Consider the following 22840-nt stretch of genomic DNA (forward strand, 5'->3'; position numbering starts at 1 on the left):
CGCCCAAAATTCGTCCCCTCCGGATGCTGTGGGAGCAAGCCCCCTCCAAGGTTAGGTGCCGGTGCGTACGGTGGACTGTATGGGCAGGACACGCAGGCTTAGCTTCGGATATTGCCCCGGCGAATGAATTGACTGTATTTCCAGCGGAAACGGAACCGACGCTGCGGGCACCATCGGGCACGAGTCGGCGGGGGCAAAAGTTAGCACATTTCATGGCTTCCGGAACACGGGGGTACGGGAGCGCATCCTTCAGACTGCTTCGGACCTGTTTTATGTGGAGGGTGTGCGGGGCTCGGGAGTGATCCGGATTATCGAGGAGGCGGAGGTTGCCAAATCGAGTTTCTACAGGCATTTTCCCAGCAAGGAACACCTCGTCCTGGCCTACCCCGATGAGATGGACGCGCTGTGGACAGCGTTAAGGGCAGCTGCAGGACCGGATCGCACGGGCTCGGCCAACCCCTTGGCAGGGATGTCCGCAGCGCTGCTCTGGGACGGGCATCCAGAGGATTATCGGGGTGCCGCGCTTGTGAAAGCTTCCGCGGAGGCCATTCCGGGTAGTGCAGTGCAGGTACGGGTCGCCGCGCACAGGGCTGGCGTGCTGGAGTGGATCCGTGCCAGTTGCCGAAGATCTTTAGCTCTCCGTCATCGCACGCAGCTGGGCTCTTCGGTTCGCGATAAAGGCCACTCGGCAGAGCCCACGCGATAACTAGGGCGGAAGAGCAGGTACTAGAGCGGTGAAAGTTGGAACGATAAAGTTCGGGAAGCAGCCCGCCCCCGTCGCGGACATCAACGAGGACGAGCTCATGCAGGGCATCCCCGCTCACTCTGTGTCAAACTCAGCTACACCCCAACCTGACGTCAGGCAGGTGGGGCGGGGCCGTCAGAATAGGCTCTGATTCTTCTTTTTCTGACGGCAGCTTGAGAAACCCCAGACTACAAGCTGACACGTCCGACTCGGTCCCTGAAAGCGTTTCCGCGCATGCCGGCTATGAGCCGCTTCACGTCGACAGTCCCAAGGCGTGCATGAGTACCATCTGAAGCTACGCACCGTGCCAAGATACCTACATGACCCCGCGCCTCTTCGACCTCAGCTCCACTTGGCACCTCCCCGTGCCGCCAGAGAAAGTGTGGGCCATCATCGCCGACATCAACATGAGTTGGCCCAGTTGGTGGCCACGCTGCAGCTTCGCTCGGCCGCTGGTTCGCACCAAACCCGTGAGCAATTCCCAGGAAGACATCCTCAAGGCGACTACCGCCCACCTCAACTTCAAGGCAGCCCACGTGTTCTGGGACGACGTCGTGAACGCCACCTTCCTGGCCGTCCCGCAAAACAAGGGCGCCGAGGTCGACCTTGCCACCGCCGCAGCCCTCACGCGCGGGTGGAACCACACCCGCTACGTCGCATCTGTCGCCCAGGAGCTCCGCAGCAACCACACGGCGCCACGCGCGAAACGACCGGCTTCCTTACGTGGCGAGCAATTAGGCTATGCACATGGACTTTCAGGAAGAGCTTGCGCAGCGCCTGCAGCAGGCCCGGGACGGGAACGATGCCAGTCTTGAGCAGGGCAAGCAGCTGCATAGGGATGGCATCGCAGCGTTGGATGAGCTTGCCGAGTATGCCAAGGAGGCGTCAGCGACTCTCAGCCGGCACGACGTACCTGCCGACGAAACCATATGGCACAGCCGAATCAAAAACTCTTTCTGGCGGCGCTCCTACACGGACGAGGGGTATGCGGAGCCTGTTGGCTGGAAGCTGAAGGGCTTCGATCGCGTCGAGATGGTCCTGACCTTTGATGGCCGGCTCGTACAGATATACCGGGACTCCGACACGAACCGCGAAACCGGCCGTGACGACTACATGGAGAAAAAGCGCCAGGACCTCGAGACATGGCTCGGGGAGCTGGTCCGGGGCGGCGACCAAGAAATGTGCCTCAGGAGCCTACGCCGGGCAGCCGAGATAGCAGTCTTCCAAAAAGGGGCTCTGGTAAACGCCAAGGACACCATCCTGGACGACGTCGCCTCCCTGCTGAGCCGGCTCTAAACCGCCGACCCCAGGGATTGATCCCCACAGTGTGCGGGGATCCGGAATGCTCTCACCGCTGCTCCAACCGGCGCCTGGCCGTACACAGGAAGGCTCATAGCCCGGACGCAAAGAAACCCCGGAACGTTGCAGGTTCCGGGGCTTCTTCTTGTGGCAGACCTTTTCCGGTGGGTAGTCGGCTGCTGCATAGACTGATTCAAGGCTTGTCAGGCCAGCCTACGGTCTTTCCTGACGTGCTCAACCCGCGCAGCCGGTCCAGGCCGGCTTGGGCTTTCCGGGCTGTGTCCACTGAGTAGCCGCGATCCTGTACGTGTACCTGTTCGGCGGTTTCTTCGATGTTCCGGTCGCTGAAGTCCAGTGACTCGTTGAGTTTCTCGGTGACGGCAGCGACATGCGCTTCGGTGAGGTGGTCCAGGACCCCGAGCTGGCGGAGCCGGTCCCGTACAAAGTCTGGCTGCACGGACGGCGCGCCGAGGGAGAGGGAGGGTTCGGCGTGGGTGGTCGGTGCGAACTGGCCGCCGACGGGGATGCCTCTGGGCTGGCGTGCTGTTGGTGTGCTCATGCCTGATGTGTGTGCGGCTACAACGCGAAAAAGAGCCCCCTCGGTGGCATGGGCGGTCCCGCAGCAGAAGGCACCCCGCTGAGCACGGGGTGCCTTCTGTGATGCCGAGGCAGTTGTCGTCGGAAGCCATGCGGTCGGGTCCGGAGATCAGTTTTTGACCATCTGGAATGTCACCTTGAGCGTTGTTGTGGCTCCCCAGTCAGTTGTAATGGCGGCTGTGACCTCGACGGTGCCGACCTCGTATTTGAGCAGGTTGGGCCAGTAGACCTCGCTGAAGCCGCCTTGGGCCTCGCAGGGTGTTCGCTTTGTGTCCAGGAGTACACCGTTGTTCACGACCCGCCATTGCGCGTAGCACCCTTCGCGGCCAAGGCGGCCGCCCGCGGTGTAGACGTAGGGTTCGTATCCGGGCGGATGGCTCACATTGTAGAGTCCGGGACCAAGCTTCCCTCCATTGGAACTGTGGATGTCAATCCGACCCTCCGTGATGTCACCGGAGAGCGAGTTTAGCGGCGAGGGGGTCACTTCGCTGACGGTCGGCGTAGGGGTTGGAGTCGGCGTAGGGGTGGGTGTCGGCGTAGGAGTCTCGGATGCTGTAGGAGTCTCGGATGGCGTTTCGCTCACCGTGGGCGTGGAGCTCGGCGATGTGGGGAGTGCCGCCGGGGAACTTGGAGCAGCCTGGGGCTGCCGTGATCCCAGCGGATTCATCAACGCCACAGCAGTCCCTGCGATGGCTAAAAGGACTGCGAGGATCAGAACGATGGGAATCCAGCGCCTACGAGCCGGTGTGCCGACTGGGTTCGACACCGGCTGAGGGACAGGATCGGGAAGGGGTGCTGTTTGGTGGACCAGGGGAACGGCGGAGGTCACCCCTTCGTACTGCGCCCGCCGGAAGGAAGGAAGCAGCTGCGACGCCGCCGGCCGCAGTGAGCTTTCGGGATTGAGTGCAGCCCGGATGTCGTCGCTGAGGGAGCCGGCGAAGTTGCCGTCAGGGATACCCATCCCTGGCGTGTAACGGTCCGGGGTCCGCCCGGTGAAAAGCCACAGTGCGATCGCGCCGAAAGCCCACACGTCGGAGGCGTGGCTTGCCGGCTGCTTTTGGTCCAGGACCTCCGGAGCCATGTAATCGCGGCTTCCGAGAAGATGCTGGGATTTTGTGGCATCCGGATCCAGCTGTGACTCTGCAATACCGAAGTCTGCTATGTAGGCCTGGTTGTCCTCTCCGAGGAGGATGTTGGCCGGCTTGAGGTCGCGGTGGATGACGGTCGTTTGGCCGTGCAGGTAGGTCAAGGCGGAGAGTACGTCCGTGAGAACAGAGACCTTCTCAGCGTCCGACAGGGTGCCTGCTTCCCCGGCTTTTTGGAGATCCGTGCCCTCGATGAACCACGTCACCAGGTACAGACGGCCCTCCTCGATGAACGTGTCGATGACGGGGACGATCCGGTCATGCCGCAGTGACCCCTGGTTTATCGCTTCACGCTCGAGCCTTCTTTTCGCGCCCATCTCGGGGGCAGCTGTGTCGCTGATCCCTTTGATGGCCACTAGGCGGTTGAATTTGGTGTCGTTGGCTTTCCACACCTCGCCCATTCCGCCTCTGCCGATTTGCTCGAGGAGCTGGTACCTCCCCTCGCCGAGCATCTGTCCTGCGTGCATGTTCGCCGCCTTCCTCTTCGCCCCAACGGCGTTCGCTTCAGTTGTCCGGGCTATCGCCCGGCGTTGATGACTTCTGTTCCCGCATCGAAGCGGATTGGATCTGCCTGGCCTATCGTGATGATGGACCCGCTGGTCAGCGGGGTCGGCAACGTGATGATCCGTCCACTGATCTTTGTCGAGTTTGTGGTTCTTTTTGGCGGCTTCGGAGGCTCCCAGACCCAGCCGCTTCCGGAGTGCCGCAGCGTCGCATGGTGCGCGGAGATGTGGTCGTGGACGGTGCGGATCTCGTTGTCCTCAGCGCGCCCCAGCCGGTACGGCGAGTCCTCAGGTCGAAGAACCCACTGCTTGCCCTTGAACGTCACCCAGGCCAGCCCGTTGACAGGTTCTGTCCTGGCGTCATCGGCCAGTCCGGCTTCCGTAGTGATGGTCCGCGTTGTCCCGTCCTGGGCGACCGCAAAGGAGACGACGGGCCTCAGGCGTTTCAACGTTTCGTTAGGCCAGACGGACACGGGAACTGGTTCGTCGCCGAGTTCGCACCAGCCCTGCTTCAGAGCGTAAGTGTGGCGATATTCGGCCAGCTGGTCGGCGAAATTGTTGATGTTGAACTGCGACATGAAGCGGTAATCCTCGGCCGGCATGGCAACAGTTATTTTATGGACCGGCAGGACCTTCCCGGAGGGTCCTTTCTTGCCGGTCTTGCGCATTTCTGCCTTGTAGGTGAGGTTCACCCGCCATTGGGTCAGGGGGCCGACGTCGAGATCTTTCCGGGCGTAGCTCCTGGCAGCCTGCCATGGCGTCAGGTTGTGCACGCGCCCCAGGTTGCTGAAGAACAGCCAGAGACCACCCAGCACTACCGCAGCAATCCCGCCGTAGATCACCAGGAATCCAACCAGAGCGTTCACTGCACCCCCTCCCCCACATTTGAAATCTGGGATTAGCGTACTGTCTGGGCGCAGCCCAGAGGGCTGCCGCCGCCTTGATGACAACACATGTCGGGGCGCAGCAAAAAGGCACCCCCGCGAAAGGCGGAGGTGCCTTCATCGCAACCGGGTCAGTTGTCGCCCGCGGGGCTGCCCTTGAACAGCAGCGAGGACAGGGTGCCGAAGCCGAGGTCCAGCAGCGTGACAAACAGGATCATGGTGGCCACGAACGCCACCACGGTCACGGTGTAGCGGAAGAGCTCTTTGCGGGTCGGCGTGACGACTTTGCGCAGCTCCGCGATGACCTGGCGGGCGAATAGCAGAATCGAGCCGAAAAAGCCCTTCTTCTCTTTCGCGGCGGTGGGTGCTTGTGGCCCGGAGAGAGGCGTATCCCGGTGGGTCAGGGCTTGGGTCATGAGGTTGTTCCTTGCTTAGGTCGGTTCCGCCCGGGGCAGGGTCAATGACGGTGCGGGCACCGAAGTCCATCCGGAAACCGGACACGTTGACGGCCAAGTCAGTGGTCGCCGCGCCTGGCACGTTCTCCTCGGGCATGGATCTCCTATGTTGTGGGCCGGAAAGTCTCTGGTCTTCCACCGCATGTGTGTGGCGTCGTCGTGAAAGCTCTTCGCCGTCACATTCAGCGCCCTTGGCCCGGTGACCGGCAGGCGTCCGTATGCTGTAGCCACGGCCGTCGAAGTGGGGGATCAAATGCGGGTGTTTCGTAGGGTGCGGGCCATCCCGCTGCTGGCAGCTTTGGTGATCATATGCCTGGCGCTGACGTCCTGCGACCTGTTCGCCCAAAAGGGGGCTCCGCCGTCCGAGAGCGTGGTCGGCGACAACGGGGCCGACCTGAATATAGCCGGTGTCCACATCGTTGTTCCGGCTGGCGCGGCACCGGTTGGAACAAAGGTCGAGGCATCCTTTGAAGACCGGAACCCGACGGGCACCGACGGGGACAGCCTGCAGCTGCTTGCCAAAGCCTTCAAGATCAGGCTCGGGGACGGCCTGCAGCCCTCGAAGCCGCTCACCGTGACCGTGCCGGTGGACAAGAGCCGGCTCGCATCCTGGAACCAGACGGACACCGCACAGACGGTCGCCATGATGATCCAGTCCGAGGGCGCTTCGGAGCCTGATCTCGTCCAGGCCGTTCTGGACCCTGCGGCCGGGACTATCACCGCCCAAGTACCCCACCTGTCCTGGGTGTGGCCTGTGCAGCTCGACCTCGGCGCCGTGATGAAAAAAGTGCGGGACGGCATCCTGCAAAGTCTCGGCATCGAGTACCCGAAACCGGACTGCCTGGACAAGCCGGTGACGATTGCCGGTTCCACCTACAAGGCTATTTCCCCCGCGCAGGCGTGGCTCTGCGTTGGTGAGTCCAACGGCTCGCTGACCGTGACGGCCTCCCCCAACTCGCCTATCCCGTTTCTGACCACAACAGACCCTGCTGCCACGGCGTCCAACAAGGTTGAGATTTCATTGGCCACTGCCTTCTCCGTGGCCCTCGCGCAGAATTCGGGCTTCATCAAGAAGCACCAGAGCATCATGATGCCCGGCGCTGACGCCCAGTACACGTTCAATGGGACGCCCGCGTCGGTGCGGATCGGATTCAAGCAGTATCCCGCCATGCTGCTCATCTCGATCCTGTCCAAGGTGCTCGACACTGCACTGGGAAGCTTCTTGAAGTCAAAAGCACTCGACGACCTCGCCAAGGCCGGGTGCATGCAGAACATCGTTGACACCGCCGATGCAGGCAGCCCGCTCACGCCCGCCTACGCCTCCGGTATCGTCAAGTCCTTCTTTGGATGCGTCGGCACAGCCATCAAGCTCTCCCCGCCGGCTCAGATCCTGCTCGCGATCCTCAGTGCCGGCCCGCAGTTCCTGGTGGCCTCTGCCCTCGGCATCATCAACGAGTTCACGGGCGGGGCGAACTTCGAGTCGACCATCACCGCGTCGGCCCCGCCCGCCAGCGGCACCATGGAGGGCGCCACGCGCTTCGTGACCCTGGACCCTTGGAAGGATGGCACCCTGAAAGCCGTCAACAAAACGTACGACGGGTCAACGAACAATTCCGGGTCCGGCTGCATTGGCTCCGAGATCGCTCCCCGCAAGGATGGCTTCCGCTGCTACTGGCCGGGGATCTTCGACCCGTGCTTCCAGAACCCCTCGGCTGCGCACGATTTCCTGTGCATAGGCGTCACCCAGGACGGGAAAACCCTCACCACACTGCTCAAGAACATGCAGTTGGGTGACAGCCTTGGCTTTAGGCAAAATACCGGCGCACCCGACCAGAGCAGCCCCGTTCGCGTCGAACTGGTTGACGGGACGGTCTGCGTGAGAGCCACGGGTGCAGGGCCCCAAGGCATCCCCGGATACCCGTACTGGGCCGGGTCCTGCTTCGGCCCCTCCGGAGGTGTCTGGCGGGTCGGTGAACCGGAGCTGTGGAAGAACGATCTGAGGCACTATGCGCTCTACCCGCCAGTGACAGCGGGAGGCTATTGGCAGGTCGCAACCGCCAGCGGAGACACCACCGCGGCCAAGAGAATCGATGTCAAGACGGCCTACCGGTAGCCCCACGGGCCTTGGCGATGTGAGCCCTCTTACCTCCGGGTATTGGACGCCATCCCAGGTCGTCACCGGGACCTACGATTGGATGCATGGTGAAAATTGTCGGCGTCATCAAGCCGGTTGAGACGAAGGAAGTCCACGCCGAAGGCGGCAGCTACGAGGAAGCCCGGGAAGCCCTTCGTGCCGCTGTTCCCGAAGGCTAGTCCCTCCAGTCCATCAGGGTCGAACGCTGACCGGCGTGTGACAAATCCGCAGGTCAGCGCCGGTGATACCCTCATCGCATAGCGCAAAAAACAGTAGTGGAACTGATCGATGACCTCGACGGATCCGAGGCTTCCCAGTCCCTGACCTTCTCCCTTGACGGTGTCGACTACGAGATCGACTTGAACGACCAGAATGCAGAGGAACTCCGGTCCTCGCTGGCGATGTTTGCAGAAGCAGGCCGCCGCACTGGCGGGCGCAAACGCCCGGTCACCGATGGGAAAGCTGCCGGGATTTCCTCGAAGGACATCCGCGCCTGGGCCCTGTCCGAGGGTCTGGAAGTGAACGCCCGCGGCCGCATCCAGACATCCATCGTCGACGCCTACCTCAGCGCCAACTAGCGGACCAGACCCGGCTCCCGGGCTGCCATCGCTTCGGTAACCCGGGCCGGCTCGCTGGCGTACAAGCCAGCGTTCAGCAGTGAGTTCAGTTCCACAACCAACGGTTTGCCGCCGGGGCCGAGCGCGACGTCGATGACATAGTCGGTCAGCGCCGGGACTTCCAGGGCCAGGGCGTCGACAGCGTTGCGCGCGAAGTTGGTGAGGACCCCGGCGATCGCAGGTTCGGGCTCGACCGGCGACTTTGCCTGCCGGTGACGGCGCAGCTGGTTGTCGAACCGGTAGCCGTTGTCCAGGGGCGTGAACTCCTCGATGCATCCGGCCGCGGTGACGACCGTGTTGCCGACGACGAACACCCGGTATTCGTACTCCATTGTCACGAACTCCTGGGCGATCCGACTGTCCCGCTGCCCTTCCAGGCTCATGGCCCCGTAGCTGAGTTCATCAAAGACGGCCCGGGCGCCATGCTCCGGCCGGAAGCCCTCGGGCAGGTCTACGGGGAACGCGGCGTACTTGACCCGGACGGACTTCAGGAAAGCGCGGCGGACGCCGTCCGCAACCCAGCCGGCAAGGACGTCGCCGAGCTCGATGGAGGACGGGTCCTCCATGCCGAAACCGCAAAGCTGCACGCGGCGTCCGGCGCGGGTCAGGAAAGCCTCGTACCTGTAGTAGTCGGCGGCCAGGCGGGCCTGTTCCATGTCTACGTCCTGGTGGAGAAGACTGGCTTGGGTCCCGTAACGGGGCAGCTGCTCCAGCTCCTCCGCCGGACGCCGTTCGCCGGTCCCTGCATTTACAGCTGTGGCCCTGTCAGTGGAGAGGTGCAACCACACGTTGTCGGCCCCGAAGGAAGCCAAGGCGGATTCGAGTCGGATGGCCTGTTCGTAGAAGTCTTCGTAGTCCCCGTCTCCGCCCTCGGCGGCCGGTCCAATGTGCCGAGACCAGAGGGCGAGCAGATCTTCTCTGCGGGCCTGCACGGCGGGCGTGGCGTCGCGGTACGCAGGCGCGGGACGGTTGACGATGCTCACGAGCCAAGGCATGGGTTCCTCCAGAGACGGCTTACTTTTCCGTCATGTGTGCGGAGGACCGCTCAGAGCTACCCGCATCCGCTGAGGGCAGCGTGGTCTTTTCTCAGTTGTATTAGCGGCCGGTTGCTTATCCGCCTTGGCTACGGCAGCGGGATCGAAGGCAGCACGAACGACGTCAAGGATGCCGCCCTCGGGCAGCCACTCTTCGACGCTGACGCTGTGTGTTCCCAAGGCAGTGGTGATTGCCTCTACCTCCAAACGAAGTACCCGTTCGAGGCCGACGAACCCTCCTCCTGCCTCCCTAATCCGGCGTCGGGCTTAGACGTTGCCGTGGAAAAGCTCCGGGAGATCCTGGACAGGACTGTCCCGCGCACCCTGTCCACAGTCGAGGAGCTCAACTCCGAGGAAGCCCACAAGGTGCTGTGCCTCCTCAGCCCGGACGGTAGCCGCATCGTCACCCCCTACACCCGCTGTGACGGTGAGAACACCTGGACCCCGGCGGGCACCGATCACTTCTTCAGCTCCGAGGAGCTCCTGGCGGACATCATCGACGGGCACAAACCGGGCTTCGTCGTGATCGACGGACCCGACCTCCCCGACACCACGACGCAACAGAGGGTCCTGACCACCGTCGAGGAGCTCGATTCGGAGGACGCCTTCGAAGCGCTGTGCATCGTCCCGACGTGCGGCCCCCTCCGCGTTGCGGTGTCCCGCTCACACGGGGTCAGCACCTGGGCGGCACCGGGGTCCGAGGTCGAATACACGTCCGCGGAACTGCTCGCCCACTTCGCCAACATGGGTGACGAACCTGCCTTCACCCTCATCCCCCGCTGATCCGGAAGACTCCTATGCCCCTCGGAAACATCCTCACGCTCTTCAACGCCACCGTTGCCCTTGCCTCCGGGCTCCTCGCCTGCCTCATCACGGCCATGCACGGCAATCCCGGCGCTGCCCGATTCTTCGCCACCGCCTCAGTCGTCGGCCTCATCATGGCCGGCGGAATGGCCATCATCGCGACCCTGGCCGGCACGGTGAGCGCACGGCGCGCCGCACGCGTCGAGCCCGAGGTCCTGGAGTCCCGTGGCCACTGAACGGGACATGCTCGACCTGCTCCTGGACCGCTACACCGACGTCCGCCGGGGCACCATCTCGGACCGGTGGGTCAGGGCGGAGCACGTACGCTCCGGAATGGGCTACAGCGATGGCCGTCGCATCGCCGACTTCGTCGCAGCCGATAAGCATCCGGGCGGCTACGCCGGCGAGAAGCTGGCCCTGCACGGCCACGAAGTCAAAGTCACGCGCGCCGACTGGTTGCAGGAGCTGCGGGACCCGACCAAGGCGGACGCCATCAAACGGTACATGCACCACTGGTGGCTGGTGGTCCCCCACCCGGCGATCGTGAAGCCAGGCGAATTGCCCGACGGGTGGGGCCTCCTGGTCCCCGGCACCAACGGCAAACTCCGGGCCAAGAAGACCGCGCCGCGGCTGAATCCGGAACCGGCTCCGTTGCACTTCATCATTTCCCTGATGGGTGCCTCGGCACGCACAGCTCACCGGGAACCGCTCCGCCGGGACGCCCCGGTCACGTACGGGCGCCGCTCGGCCCGGCACTGCGGAGTCTGCAACAACCCCTCCCCCTGCTCAATCCACCAGCCCCGGGCTGCCGCAGCCGCGACCTACACAGGACAAGCCATGACCCATGAACGCTACCCGTCCCTGATCCAGTGGCTGCGCCAGCGCCCCAAAGCGCTCCGTGATGAGCTGCTCCTCTGGGGCGGTTACTCGACGGTCCTCCTCGTCGGGGCGGTCATCATTGGCTTGGACCGTGCATGGCCGGCGGCGGTCGTCCCGTTCGGCATCCTCGCGGCACGGCTCGGTGTCGGCTACCTGCTCAACCGGGAGCCGCTTCCCACCGAGGACGGTTCCGGCAAATGAGTGCCCTGGCAGAACTGACCCCCAAACAGTTCGAAGACATCCACCAGTACGACGAAGACATCATGGTCAACGATGCCGACGGCCACATCTACACGCAACCGACGTGCCGCTGCGGGACGCCCCTGGGATGCACTACCCGATGGAAACCCACCGGGCGGAGGAACTGGAGGCGTACGTCCAGGCGCGCCTGGCGGATGTCGTCGACAAGTACAAATCCACCTTGGCCGGGTTGAGGATCATGGTCGCTGACGAGCTGGAGCTGCACGACGCGCCGCTGCACATCCAAACGAACGTGGAGCAGATCATCGTTGAGGGCTGGGTCGACCTGGGCCTGCCCGAAGCGGAAAGGCCCGAGGCGCCCAACCCTTTACCCCCGGCCCAGTCGCCCCCTAGGGTGTGTTGCTAAACCCCTTTGAGGCCCGGATGCGGTTGTCTGGTGTGGTGCGCAATCGTTCTCTGGTGTCTGACGAAGTGTGGGCCGTGATCGGGCCGTTGTTTCCTGCCTGGAAAGGCAACGGGCGCCCGGTCGCGGACCGCCGTCTCGTCGTGGAAGGAACGGCATGGAAGTTCCGTACCGGGGCGCCATGGCGGGACCTTCCCGAGCGATTCGGGAACTGGAACACAGTCTTTAAGAATTTCGACCGCTGGGCCAAGGACGGAACGTGGACCAGGGTGCTCGAACACGTCCAAACCCGCGCGGAGACCCTTGGCGACCTCGACTGGATCGCGTCAATCGACTCCACGATCGTGCGCGTCCACCAGCGCGGCGCCACACTTCCCCGACACACAGGGGGAACCCTCGAATTACATGAAACTCGGCCTTGAACCGCCAGACCACGCGATCGGACGCTCCCGCGGCGGCCTGACGTCCAAGCTCCACATGGCCACCGACGGCAAGGGGCGCATGCTCTCAGCCGTCCTGACCGCCGGCAACATCAATGACACGACCATGCTGGCCGCCACGCTGGAACAGATCCGGGTTCCACGCCCAGGACGGGGAAGGCCGCGCACCCGCCCGGACCGCCTCTTGGCAGACAAGGGCTACACCTCCAAGGCCAACCGCACTTGGCTGGAAAACCGAGGCATCGAGGCCACCATCCCGGAAAAATCCGACCAAGCGGCCAACCGGAAACGGAAGGGGTCCTCCGGCGGACGGCCACCAGCATTCGACGCCGAGGCCTACAAGGGACGCAACGTCGTAGAACGCGGATTCAACCGGCTCAAAAACTGGCGCGGCCTCGCGATGCGATCCGACAAGACCGCCCGCAACTTCCTGACCGCCGTACAGCTCGCAGCATCGCTCGCTTGGCTAGGAGCCAGCTTTAGCAACACACCCTAGGCGGGGAGCGGCGGGGCCGGACCCGTACACATCGAGCCCATGACCGTTGCCGTAGCCTTCAAATCCACCCGCCCCGCAGACGTCGCAGCCTACCTGGCCGCGCGCGAAACGGAAGTCGCCGAATTCCACGCCAGAACTGACGCCTTCAAGGAGGAGCTCGGCGGGAAAGAGCTTTTCGGCACGGCGTTCTTTGATGGAGGCTGGGCTGTCCGCGGGTTCCACACCGCCAACTCCTTCGAGGAATTTCCTGCCGGCTGGCGCCGCGAAAGCCGCTTTAATGCGGTCCCGGCGAAGCGCACGCCCGAGGGGAAGGAAGCGGCCGCGACGCTGGCCACCCTCCGGCTGCCCGGCAACAAATACCCGGGCGCCACTGAGGTCTTCTACGCCGACGGGTTCATGATCATCCCGCGGATGGCCAAGGTCGGTGACGACTACTACCTGACCCTCAGCAAGCCCCTGGCCGCGGAGAACAACAACACCCCAGACCCCGAATTCTGGGAACCTGTGAAGCTGTCCGCCTACCACGCCGCCCTCGAAGCGTCCGGCGAGGCGGTGACCTCATGAGCTCCCCGGCCATTCCGCCCCTCCTGTTCGACGCCTTCCGGGACGGCACCCGGGCATCCTGGGGCGCCCTGCCCGAGACGCCTTGTATTCAACCTTGGCCTCACGCCAGAGGAGGCCTACCGGTTCACCGACCCCTACAGGCCAGGCAGGAAGGGCTGGGTGATCGGGTGCTTCGCCGTCGGCGTCCTGAGCTTTGTCATCCTGATTGTCATCGGCGGCCGGATCGCCATCACCAGCTTTCTGGGCATCCGCGGCGTCATCGCTTCGGCGGACTCCGAGGGGGATGCCTGGTCATGGGTGGGTTTCGCTGCTCTCATTGCCCTATGGCTCTCGGTCATCTGCGCGGCCATCCAGCTGAGCTCCCGCCGCCGGCCGGCGAAGGCATGGACTGCACGGCTCAGCGCAGCCTGGTCGATCCACGGCCACCTGCTGTTGCCCGTTGAGTCCATCCCCCTTGATGTCCGTGACGAGGTGGTCGGCCTGCTCGAGCGGCTGGAGAAGGCACGCCGCGGCCTGATGGCCGGCGGCCTGCCCGGTGACGGCACCGAGCTCGTCCCCGCGATGGAGGCAGTGCGGGTCCTGGTCGCCGCGGCCGCTCTGCCCAAGCATGGGGCGCAAATGGCGGCAGCACCCGACATCAGCGACCCCGCGGTCCAGCGGCTCGCCGCCGAGTACAAGCGTGCACTCAGGGTCCGCAAGGAAGTCCTCGCTCGAGTGAAGGAGGAGGCCTCCGCTGTGGAGGCGTTGCTGGCGGCGCGGCGCCGCGCCCGGGACGACGCCCAGTTGATCCAGATCGCCAACCGCGACAACCAGTAACGAACGGTGTCCAACGCCTCCCCCGGCTTAGGACATCAGCCTTGTATGCTCATTCCGGATGACGGCCGCGGGGGGGATGCGGTCGTCGCTGTACGCGAAAGTCTCTCGCCATGTCCATTAGGAAAGTGCTTCCAGCTGCCCTCGTCGCTTTGGCCGTTTCGGCCGCGGCCCTGATTGTGGCCCCGCCCGCCACCGCCTCCGCCCAGGTGTACAACCCATGTGCCAGGCTCAGCGCCGGCCAAACCAAGTTCTCAGGCTTCGGAGCCGCCAGGGTCACGTTCGCGACGGCCACCACCCGGAACACGAGCCTGCTCACCATCACCGGCTGTGTCCGCTCCGGCAGCCGGTACATCCAGGAGTGGCAGGACTGGGGCTATGGAGGGCTGCGGGGGTTCGCTGCGCAGAACAAGGAGTGGGAGGACACGTACCGGTCTCCGACTGGTTCGTTCAGCTTCACCGAGGCTCTGGGGCGCAGCAACCCCGGGACTGCGCTGAAGTACCACAAGGTCAATTACTGGTCCCGTTGGGGCGGCGAACGGAACCAGAACTACAACCAGTACTTCGAAGGCGCCGGTGGCGAATCCGACGAAAACCTCTGGCAGTTCATGAACCAGGGCTACTACGAGCAGGCTGCGGTGATCAACTACAACCGCAAGCCTGACATGCCCACGGTTCTGGGTGCCTCATTCGCCATCTTCCTGCACGCTGGGCGCACCCCGAGCGCGGGCTGCGTCTCGACCAGTTTGGCGACCGTGACCCGCTTCCTCCGGAGGAGCCGGCCCGGTGACCGCATCATCATGGGCTCCGTGGATGACGTCTTCACCCCCTACTCGAGCAACCCGTTCGGTGCCATCACGGCCAAGTACGCACGAACGGGCGGCCCGGCCAGCTGGCTCGGCAACCCCGCCTCCCGTGAGACCTCAGGACTCCGCAATGGTGGCTCGTACCAGGCGTTCCGCGGCGGATCGATCTACTGGTCGGCCGCCAGCGCGGCACACACCGTTGGAGGCGCGATCCGCGGCACATGGGCTGCTGCCGGCGCGCAGAACGGTCTCCTCGGCTACCCCGCCTCCGATGAAGGCCGCGGCCTGAAGAACGGTGGCTCGCACCAGACCTTCCAGGGCGGGCGCATCCACTGGTCCCCGGCCACCGGTGCCCACATCACACGCGGGGCCATCCTCTCCGCCTGGGCAGGTTCCGGATATGAGCGCGGACCCCTGGGCTACCCGACCTCGGATGAGGTGAAGGGGCTGAAGAACGGCGGTTCCTACCAGACCTTCCAAGGCGGGGTCATCCACTGGTCCCCGGCGACCGGTGCCCGCATCACCCGCGGGGCCATCCGCGCGGCATGGGCGGCTGCCGGTTACGAACGTGGCACTCTCGGCTACCCCACCAGCAATGAATTCGCCTTCAGCGGCGGCACCGTACAGAACTTCCAGGGTGGCGTGATCACCTGGACCGCCACGGCCGGAGCCCGCAAGGTGACCGGTGCGATCGGCGCCAAGTTCAACACTTTGAGGGCCGCCCTCGGTACGGCGGTAACCAGTGAAACTGCCATGGCGTTGGGCGGCCGCAGCCAGGGCTTCCGCGGCGGCTACATTGTCTGGTCCAGCTCCACCGGTGCCCGCCTGTCCTCCGGGGCCACCCGGACCGTCTGGGTAAGAAACGGCGCCGAGTCCGGACCGCTCGGATTCCCTATCTCCGATCCGCGGCCGGGGACAGCAGGCGGCACCGTTCAGGAATACCAGCATGGTCGCATCTCCGTGTCTTCAGACGGCACGGCCACGGTCGACCTGAACGCCCCAACGGCGGCGCCGGCTCCCACGCCGTAACCGGGCAGCGGTGAGGATTCCGTCCGATGCCTCACACATGAGCGCCATGGACTCTTCCTCACCGCTGCCCCGGCCTGTGCCCACCGAGATCACACCTCTGGAGGAGCGCGCCGTTCTTCGCTTCCAGTACGACCTCGACTTCCACAAACGTGTGCAGGCGGCCGCTGAAGAGCTGCTGGCGGAACATCCCGACGATCCGTTGTACATCCGGCTCCCGGACGCCATGAGGTCCCTGCAGCAGCAGGACGAGGCCGTGGTGAGCGACGACCAGATCACCGCCGGCACCCGGTACCTCGCCGACATTCTTGGGCTCCCGTACGCGGTGATCCAGGACAAGGAGAGGGAGGGCCTCAAGGCAGGTGTCCACGGCCTCCTGGCGGCTGTGAACGGTGCGTCGGCGTGAGCATCGAAGTGGCCGCAGCCCTGCTGGCAGAGCACAGCACCTTCACCTGGAACAAGGCACGCACCCGCATCCGCTGCAACGCCACTGACTGCGACGCCGTCATGGATGCCCACGATGGGGAATCAGGTGCGGCCGCTGCCTTCCCCTGGCATCAGTCCGACCTGCTTCCCGTGAGCGCCGAGGCCATCCTGGCCGAGCACAGCGCGTACGGCTGGAACAAGGACGGAACCCGCATCCGCTGCAACGGCTGCCGGACGGTCATGGGCGCCGACGGGGGCACCGGGGCACTGCTGGCGTTCGCCCGGCACCAGGCAGAGCAGTTGCCCGAAGCGGTTGCAGCCGAGCCACTGTCGGAACAGGAGACTGTTCCGGTTGATGAGCCCGACATCCCCGAGGAAGTGGCCGGCGAAACCGAAGAGGAAGACGAGGAAGCCTCGAGCGTGCCGACGGTTCGCCGCAACACCAAGCTCCTCGGAGAGACGATCGCCGCGCTCAAGTAAGGTGACCGGGTCCAGGCAACCTTCCACACCGTCCGCTACGGCCAGTTCACGATCGAAGGCACCGTCATCAAGGGCGGAGCGGGGCTGGACCGCAACCAGCTCATCGTCGGCGGCTGGCACATTAACGCGAACGCCCGCGCCTCCAAGCACCTGCGCGAGCTGACCGTCCTGGCCACGGCAGGCAACCACGACTACCCGGTGGCGCCCCCGCCGCCTCTGCCCGAGCACTACGGGAACGGTGCCTGACCTTGCCCGACTACATCACCTTCCGGGAAACCATCGAGTTCGAAATCGAGGTCCCGGCCAACGACTTCGAGGCCGAACACCACTACGGCTACGGATTCCGTGAAGCCGATACCGTGAAGTCGATTGCCAAGTAGGTTATCGGCCGCCGCCACGAACCCGACTACGTGATCGACATCGATTTCAAACGCGAGGTGTACATCCTGCGCGCCGACGGCGTTGAAGTGTTCGGCGACCGCAGCCATGACGCAGTCATCGCGAAATTCAGGGAGATCACCGGGTCGACGCAGCTCATTGACCTGTTCGATGACCTGGAGGACAAGGACAAGTCCTGGCGGTAGGAGCGGTTGCAGCCGGGGCTGCTACCCGTCCAGTCCGGTGAGAGAGCGGTCGAGTGCCCCACACATGACGGGCATGGAATTTTACGGACACGTCAACACCCTGGAGCAGTTCTTCTCGTACGGCCCCGACGGGCAGCTGCGCTACAGGCCCTGGAACCGCAACTACTCGACTGTCCATCCGGACAGAGAGCCGGGCACCGACATGAACTCCGTCGCATTCACGATCAGAGGCGGCGAATACTTCCAGGTCATGGAAGAGCTCGACAAAAGCGAAGGCCGCGGCGGTGTCCGGCCAGCCGGAAACTTCATGGACGACCGGGGCGATGGAACGGAACCGGGTCGCCACCGGCGCCGGAGCCGTCAACAGCCGGCACCGGATGGACACCAATGAGGCGATGCGGCTGCTGACCATCAACAAGGGCCGCTCGCACCGACTCGCCGGATGGTCGGTCCTCGACTCGTGGCGCACCGTGTCCGCCGAACAGATGGCCGCGTTCACCGGCTCCCACCTGTTCCTGGATCCGTCCTGCTCCAACATCGCCGCGTCCTTCTCCATCGATCTGGTCGACTTCGGCACCTACTCCCACCCGTCCCGGCGGCTGGCCGGCAAAGACCGGGGCATCCTCTACCGGCCCGGCAACTCCGACGCGTTCGACAAGCTCGTCCGCCCGACCCTGACGTTCCCCGAGTGGGTGTCCGTCACTGGTGGGTCCCCGTGGAGCCACGGCGGACAGTACGACCGGCACAACCTGCTCTCCGCAGAGCTTGCCCTGCGCGCCGCAGAGTACCTCCCGGTCGGGGCCGTCCTGGGCGAGAAGCACGCCACCGTTGACCTGCTCGCAGGCACCGGCATCGGCAAGACGGTGAAGAACCCGGACAACCGCCGCGCCGACGGCGTGCTCGTCCGCCCCGACGGGCTGCGCGTCGCGTACGAGATCACCGCGACCGCTTCCGCCTCATTCGACTCCAAGGTCCGCCGCTGGGCGCAGCTCCTCGCCGAGCGTCCGCTGGAAACCTCCGGGCTCGTCGTTGTCTTCATCGCAGCACCTCACCCGGACCGTGGCCGGGCAGGCCGTGACCCGCGCAGTGAAATCTACCGCCGTCTCTCCAAGGTCCTCACGGAGTTCCCCGGCGTCGGCGAAGACTCCCCGGCCGCGCGCATTGGCGTCGTGTCCTGGGACGAGTGGTTCCCCGCCCGGCACGAGGTGAGTGAGCAGTTCTTCACCCTCGCCGCCGACTTCGCGCTCGGGGACGGCCGCGGCGCCGCCAAGTGGGTCAGCCGGCCACTGCTGGATGGCTACGCGTTCACCCCCTGGCACACGTTCGACGCGACCGCCGTCGTGGAGAACGCGCCGCTGATCGCTGCGTCCCCGCACTGGTTGCGCACCGGGGAGCACACCAACCTGCTCGGCACGCCCATGTCCAGGGCGAAGCAGTAAGCACCGGTACCGGCACCTGTCCGGCCCGCGCTGGGACCGCCGCTGCCGCTCGGGTTCGCGCGCGGCGCTGCCGGTAACGCAGGACTCCCGGACCGGCTCCGTATCACCGGCTGAGGGTCCTCGCCTGCGCCGGGTGGTCAGCTGACAATCTCTGGCCTTGGCTACTCCCAGAAGGCGTCGGCCTTGGCTGTATCGTCGAAGAACTCCCGCCCCTCCGTGATCTTTCCGTCGCGGATCTGGAACGTCAGGGCGGCATCGGTATCCAGCGTCTTGCCGCCGTTCTCCGCGTGGTTGTGCTGCAGCCCGACAATGTGGTTGTCCCCACCGATGAGTTCCTGGAGCGTCACCTTGAAGGTTCCGTTGGAGCGGGCGGCCAGTTCACCGAAATAGCCCAGGACGGCCTCACGCCCCTGCTTGGTCCCGGACAGCACCCCGTTGCCCGCGACGTGCCACACCGAATCTTCGGCGAACATCTCCCGCAACGTATCCATGTCACCGGCCTGGAAGGCCTCGTAACCGCGCCGAATCAGTTCAACATTTTCCTGGGTTCCCATTTCCGGACCTCTCCGTCTCCATTGTCGGAACACTCTCGGACGGCTAAAGGGTAGCCCTGGCCCATGCCCTTGTCGATGACGATTTCGTGGGCGCCAGGTGCCCCGCGCACCGCCTCATCCGGTGTCGGTGTTTAGGCGGCATGCCCTCGCCGTTTCCCGCCGCGACACTGCATCTTCACCGGGCCGCCCTAGCTTGAGCGGAGGCAACAACACCCCGGAAAGGCACCCGTTTCATGTCACCTCTCGTCCCCCGCTCCGAACGCACTGCTGCCTCCGGGTTGTCCCGAAGAGGTTTCCTCGGAACGGCGGCAGCGGCGACGGCGCTGGCCGCTACAGGCTCACTGCTCCCGCCATCGGTCCAGGCGGCCATGGCCCAGCCCATCCGCCCCGGCGGCCTCAAGGCCGTCAAGCACGTCATCGTACTCATGCAGGAGAACAGGTCCTTCGACCACTACTTCGGAACACTGCGCGGCGTCCGCGGCTTCGGCGACAAATCCACGCCCCGGCTGCCCGGCGGCAAGTCCATGTTCGAACAGCCCCGCGACACCGGGGAAACCGTTCTGCCGTTCTCGCTGCGCAAGGCCGCCGAACTTGCCGGGCGGCCAGGCTCCGACATCCAGTACCTTGGCGCCCTCGACCACTCTTTCAAGGGAACCACTGCGGCATGGAATAACGGCTGGTGCGACAAGTGGGTTCCCGCCAAGGGGCCCTCCACCATGACGTTCTACGAACGGGCCGACCTTCCACTGCAGTACGAACTGGCCGACACATTCACCATCTGCGATGCCTACCACTGCTCGGTGAACGGATCCACCAACCCCAACCGCAACTACCTGTGGTCCGGGACCAGCCTCAACGAGCCCGGCAGCGCGAACCGCGCCGTCACCAACGCCGCCTACAGCTACGACCACGCCGGCTACGACTGGACCACCTACCCTGAGCGGCTGGAGGCAGCCGGCGTGTCCTGGCGCATCTACCAGGACTGGGACAACTTCACCGACAACGCCGTCGAGTACTTCAAGACCTTCAAGGACATCGGCCACACCATGCTGGCCTCCGTGGACGGCCGGCTCCGCACCACCGAAGAGTTCTACAACCAGCTCGCCGGGAAGACGCCCGCAGAACAGCAGCACCTCCTCGCCCAGCTGGCCGAGGGACGCTCCCGGCTGAACGACGCCGACAGGGCGCTCTTCGACAAGGCCATGTGGCGCGGCGAGCCCAACACGCTGCTGGACCGGCTCCGCGCGGACATCACCTCAGGAACGCTGCCGCAGGTCAGCTGGATTGTCCCTTCCGCGGCGGACTCGGAGCACCCCAGCGCATCAACCCCCGTCGGCAGTGCAAACTTCGTCTACCGGCTGCTCGACACCGTCGCGAGCGACCCGGACATATGGGCCGGCACGGCCATCTTCTTGAACTTCGACGAGAACGACGGCTACTTCGACCACATTCCCCCACCCGTCCAGCCGCGGCCGGCATCGGGAGAATCGACCGACTGGTTCACCGGGGAGCCGATCGGGCTCGGACCCAGGGTCCCCATGACCGTTGTCTCGCCCTGGACCATCGGTGGCTATGTCAGCTCGGAAGTCTTCGACCACACCTCCGTCATCCGCTTCCTGGAACGCTGGACCGGCGTCGAAGAACCGAACATCTCCCCCTGGCGCCGGGCCGTGTGCGGGGACCTGACGAGCGTCTTCGATTTCGACACCGCCGGCAAGCCCCCAGTACCGGAACATCCAGGGCCCGTGCCGCATGCGGTCAGCCGTTGGCGCCCCACACCGCCAGCGAACCAGACGGCCCCTGCCCAGGAACCCGGCTCGCGGCCCGCCCGTCCGCTGCCGTACCGGCCACGGATCCAGGCCACCGCCGGTGCAGCCCGGGTCACCCTCGACCCGGCCAACAGCGGGAAGCAGTCGGCGCACTTCATCGTCTATGGCTACGCAGGGGAACTCGCAGAGCCGCAGCACGTCGACGTCCTCGGACGGCAGACGATCCGCGTCCCCGTGCCGTCCGGCAACTACGACCTGACGGTCCTCGGCCCCAACCGCTTCCAGTACGAGATGAAAGGCTCGACAGCGGGCGCAGCCGCCGGCGTCGGATTCACCGTCACCGGACGCCGCGGAAAGCGTGACGTGGAGGTCGAGCTCAGCAACCACGGGCGGGACACCGTGAGCCTTGAAGTGCGCTCCTTGCAGTACGCCAAGGTGACAGAAAAGCTCACGCTCAAGCCCGGGCAGCGAAAGACACTCGACTGGCCCGCACCTAATGGCTGGTACGACGTTGAGCTCACCTCCCTGAATGACACCGGATTCCGCCGCCGGGTTACCGGCAGGGAAGAGGACGGAAGCGAGGGCGTCTCGGGCTGACCGCCCTCCCCGTCCGCTTAAAGACTGGGCCGGCGACTGAGCGCCCCTCCTGGCGCACACATCCGGTCGTCGGCCCTCCGGGTGGGAGCGAATCTCCCGTTTGTCCACGACGGCACGTGGCGTTGTCCGCATTCTGATTGCGCTGAGCCGCCGCCGAATATGGCTTTTATCGTTGGCTCGCTACCTGCCGTCAGCCTGTTTGAAAGGTCGTCCCATGGCACTTGATCTCCTCGAATGCGTCAACTGCCAGACCGACGACCACGTGAAGCTCGTGGAAAAAATGACGGGAACCCAGAGGCGGCTCCGGTGCAAGCAGTGCGGACACGAGTGGCTCCGCGGCGAACCAGCCCGGGAACCGGTGGCAAGGCCGCTGCCGACACTGGCGGAGATCAAAAAGCAATTCCCGAAACCAGGGGACGTTGATCCTGCGAAACTCGCCCGGGCGAATGAGCTCAAGGCCGAGTTTCTTCGCACTGAGCCCGAGCCTATGCCCGATGTTGCCCCCTACTGGACCAAGTATCGGCAGATCTTCAGCGCCGAGGGTCTCCCGGAGGCGGACCCGCAGGACCTCAAGGCTTTCGCCAACTCAAGCGTCGGCGCACGGCCAGGGAACATGTCCGGCTTCAATCAAGCATGGAATGAAATGGGCGCCGATGCCGCCGCAGCCCAGGTCCGCAAGGCAATCGACTACCTGCTCCGCGGAAGCTCGCCCGCAGCGCTAGAAGACCGCCTGACCGATCTCATCGACGACACCACCCCCAACAGCATGAAGGGCCTCAAGGAGTCACTGCTCACGAAGGTGCTGTGCATCGTCTACCCCGACAGGTTCCTGACGATCCTCATGTACACCGGCATGGCCGGGAAGCGGGAAATTGCCCGCTCACTGTGGGGCTCGAACTTCACGCCCCGGAGACGGTCAACTGGACCATCGGACGCCTCATCCTCTGGAGCAACGACCTGTTGGTGGCACTCCTCGGCGACGGCTTCGAGCACAAGCAGCACGCCGCCGAATTCCTATGGTGGGCCAAGTACAAGATCTAAACCGAAACCGCTCCGCTACCGGAATGCTGACCAGCCAGCCGCCGGTCTGCACGTGGTGCTGAAACAAACCTGACAGCTCCCACGGACCAGCACCTGCAACTGCCG

At 64.8% G+C, this 22840-nt stretch carries 26 protein-coding genes and 1 pseudogene; 21 read left to right on the top strand and 6 right to left on the bottom strand.

All coding sequences use genetic code 11. The features are described from left to right. The first annotated feature begins 244 nt into the window (after positions 1-244). The 3 genes from BWQ92_RS00220 to BWQ92_RS00230 all read left to right on the top strand — a co-directional run bounded on the left by BWQ92_RS00220 (position 245) and on the right by BWQ92_RS00230 (position 2041). Positions 245-706, top strand: coding sequence for a TetR/AcrR family transcriptional regulator (locus BWQ92_RS00220; protein ID WP_257787675.1), 462 nt, complete (start codon positions 245-247; stop codon positions 704-706). A 359-nt stretch (positions 707-1065) separates the two neighbouring features. Continuing rightward, complete coding sequence (locus BWQ92_RS23320) at positions 1066-1560, top strand: SRPBCC family protein (protein WP_157365052.1); 495 nt, start codon at positions 1066-1068, stop codon at positions 1558-1560. Then, entirely contained in the window at positions 1493-2041 is a 549-nt protein-coding gene (locus BWQ92_RS00230; protein WP_157365053.1) for a hypothetical protein, read from the top strand. The genes BWQ92_RS23320 and BWQ92_RS00230 overlap by 68 nt, the downstream gene beginning before the upstream one ends. 196 nt (positions 2042-2237) lie before the next feature. Here the strand turns inward: BWQ92_RS00230 and BWQ92_RS00235 are convergent, their stop codons facing one another. The 4 genes from BWQ92_RS00235 to secE all read right to left on the bottom strand — a co-directional run bounded on the left by BWQ92_RS00235 (position 2238) and on the right by secE (position 5589). Then, positions 2238-2603, bottom strand: a complete 366-nt coding sequence (locus BWQ92_RS00235; protein WP_076797722.1) for a hypothetical protein — start codon at positions 2601-2603, stop codon at positions 2238-2240. A 147-nt stretch (positions 2604-2750) separates the two neighbouring features. After that, positions 2751-4253: a serine/threonine-protein kinase gene (locus BWQ92_RS00240; RefSeq protein ID WP_076797723.1), complete on the bottom strand. Its 1503-nt coding sequence runs from the start codon at positions 4251-4253 to the stop codon at positions 2751-2753. Between the two features lie 50 nt (positions 4254-4303). Then, the gene (locus BWQ92_RS00245; protein WP_076797724.1) at positions 4304-5155 is read right to left on the bottom strand and encodes an FHA domain-containing protein; all 852 of its coding nucleotides are present in this window, start codon (positions 5153-5155) and stop codon (positions 4304-4306) included. Between the two features lie 149 nt (positions 5156-5304). Then, positions 5305-5589 (bottom strand): preprotein translocase subunit SecE, encoded by a 285-nt coding sequence (secE, locus tag BWQ92_RS00250; RefSeq protein ID WP_076797725.1) that lies wholly within the window; start codon positions 5587-5589, stop codon positions 5305-5307. Positions 5590-5881: 292 nt separating this feature from the next. On the opposite strand from secE, the gene BWQ92_RS00255 reads away from it, so the two are divergent. Then, entirely contained in the window at positions 5882-7741 is a 1860-nt protein-coding gene (locus BWQ92_RS00255; RefSeq protein ID WP_157365054.1) for a hypothetical protein, read from the top strand. Between the two features lie 278 nt (positions 7742-8019). Beyond that, positions 8020-8340 carry a histone-like nucleoid-structuring protein Lsr2 gene (locus tag BWQ92_RS00260; RefSeq protein ID WP_076797727.1) on the top strand — a complete coding sequence of 107 codons (321 nt, stop codon included), beginning with the start codon at positions 8020-8022 and terminating at the stop codon, positions 8338-8340. On the opposite strand, the gene BWQ92_RS00265 is transcribed toward BWQ92_RS00260, so the two are convergent. Further along, entirely contained in the window at positions 8337-9374 is a 1038-nt protein-coding gene (locus tag BWQ92_RS00265) for an ATP-grasp domain-containing protein (protein ID WP_076797728.1), read from the bottom strand. The two genes, BWQ92_RS00260 and BWQ92_RS00265, sit on opposite strands and share 4 nt — an antisense overlap. Positions 9375-9485: 111 nt before the next feature. Between BWQ92_RS00265 and BWQ92_RS00270 the strand changes: the two genes are divergently transcribed. The 14 genes and pseudogenes from BWQ92_RS00270 (at position 9486) to BWQ92_RS00330 (ending at position 18774) form a co-directional block, all read left to right on the top strand. Next, entirely contained in the window at positions 9486-10196 is a 711-nt protein-coding gene (locus tag BWQ92_RS00270; protein ID WP_076797729.1) for a hypothetical protein, read from the top strand. Positions 10197-10210: 14 nt separating this feature from the next. Beyond that, positions 10211-10453: a hypothetical protein gene (locus tag BWQ92_RS00275; RefSeq protein ID WP_076797730.1), complete on the top strand. Its 243-nt coding sequence runs from the start codon at positions 10211-10213 to the stop codon at positions 10451-10453. Continuing rightward, positions 10443-11297 carry a hypothetical protein gene (locus BWQ92_RS00280; protein WP_216639961.1) on the top strand — a complete coding sequence of 285 codons (855 nt, stop codon included), beginning with the start codon at positions 10443-10445 and terminating at the stop codon, positions 11295-11297. The genes BWQ92_RS00275 and BWQ92_RS00280 overlap by 11 nt, the downstream gene beginning before the upstream one ends. Before the next feature lie 139 nt (positions 11298-11436). Next, positions 11437-11703, top strand: coding sequence for a hypothetical protein (locus tag BWQ92_RS00285; RefSeq protein WP_157365055.1), 267 nt, complete (start codon positions 11437-11439; stop codon positions 11701-11703). 17 nt (positions 11704-11720) lie between these two features. After that, positions 11721-12636: pseudogene (locus BWQ92_RS00295) on the top strand (IS5 family transposase). 39 nt (positions 12637-12675) lie between these two features. Further along, positions 12676-13200, top strand: coding sequence for a hypothetical protein (locus tag BWQ92_RS00300; protein WP_076797733.1), 525 nt, complete (start codon positions 12676-12678; stop codon positions 13198-13200). Positions 13201-13359: 159 nt separating this feature from the next. Beyond that, positions 13360-14016 carry a hypothetical protein gene (locus BWQ92_RS00305; protein WP_076797734.1) on the top strand — a complete coding sequence of 219 codons (657 nt, stop codon included), beginning with the start codon at positions 13360-13362 and terminating at the stop codon, positions 14014-14016. A gap of 110 nt (positions 14017-14126) precedes the next feature. Continuing rightward, complete coding sequence (locus tag BWQ92_RS00310; RefSeq protein WP_076797735.1) at positions 14127-15848, top strand: hypothetical protein; 1722 nt, start codon at positions 14127-14129, stop codon at positions 15846-15848. A gap of 37 nt (positions 15849-15885) precedes the next feature. Further along, a complete protein-coding gene (locus BWQ92_RS00315) occupies positions 15886-16251 on the top strand; it encodes a hypothetical protein (RefSeq protein ID WP_236783054.1) in 366 nt (121 codons plus the stop codon). Beyond that, positions 16248-16751 (top strand): hypothetical protein, encoded by a 504-nt coding sequence (locus tag BWQ92_RS00320; protein ID WP_076797736.1) that lies wholly within the window; start codon positions 16248-16250, stop codon positions 16749-16751. Before BWQ92_RS00315 ends, BWQ92_RS00320 begins: the two co-directional genes overlap by 4 nt. A gap of 248 nt (positions 16752-16999) precedes the next feature. Further along, positions 17000-17131 (top strand): hypothetical protein, encoded by a 132-nt coding sequence (locus BWQ92_RS24445; protein WP_257787660.1) that lies wholly within the window; start codon positions 17000-17002, stop codon positions 17129-17131. Between the two features lie 30 nt (positions 17132-17161). Next, entirely contained in the window at positions 17162-17335 is a 174-nt protein-coding gene (locus tag BWQ92_RS23325) for a hypothetical protein (protein ID WP_157365056.1), read from the top strand. Between the two features lie 73 nt (positions 17336-17408). Then, positions 17409-17726, top strand: coding sequence for a hypothetical protein (locus tag BWQ92_RS00325; protein WP_076797737.1), 318 nt, complete (start codon positions 17409-17411; stop codon positions 17724-17726). Next, positions 17659-18774 (top strand): hypothetical protein, encoded by a 1116-nt coding sequence (locus BWQ92_RS00330; protein ID WP_076797738.1) that lies wholly within the window; start codon positions 17659-17661, stop codon positions 18772-18774. Before BWQ92_RS00325 ends, BWQ92_RS00330 begins: the two co-directional genes overlap by 68 nt. Before the next feature lie 161 nt (positions 18775-18935). Here the strand turns inward: BWQ92_RS00330 and BWQ92_RS00335 are convergent, their stop codons facing one another. Further along, the gene (locus tag BWQ92_RS00335) at positions 18936-19328 is read right to left on the bottom strand and encodes a nuclear transport factor 2 family protein (RefSeq protein ID WP_076797739.1); all 393 of its coding nucleotides are present in this window, start codon (positions 19326-19328) and stop codon (positions 18936-18938) included. A 233-nt stretch (positions 19329-19561) separates the two neighbouring features. On the opposite strand from BWQ92_RS00335, the gene BWQ92_RS00340 reads away from it, so the two are divergent. Further along, entirely contained in the window at positions 19562-21694 is a 2133-nt protein-coding gene (locus tag BWQ92_RS00340; RefSeq protein WP_076797740.1) for a phosphocholine-specific phospholipase C, read from the top strand. A 214-nt stretch (positions 21695-21908) separates the two neighbouring features. Beyond that, positions 21909-22808 carry a hypothetical protein gene (locus BWQ92_RS00345; protein WP_236783055.1) on the top strand — a complete coding sequence of 300 codons (900 nt, stop codon included), beginning with the start codon at positions 21909-21911 and terminating at the stop codon, positions 22806-22808. Positions 22809-22840: the final 32 nt, after the last annotated feature.

The organism is Arthrobacter sp. QXT-31 (assembly GCF_001969265.1).
In the GTDB taxonomy this organism is placed as follows: domain Bacteria; phylum Actinomycetota; class Actinomycetes; order Actinomycetales; family Micrococcaceae; genus Arthrobacter.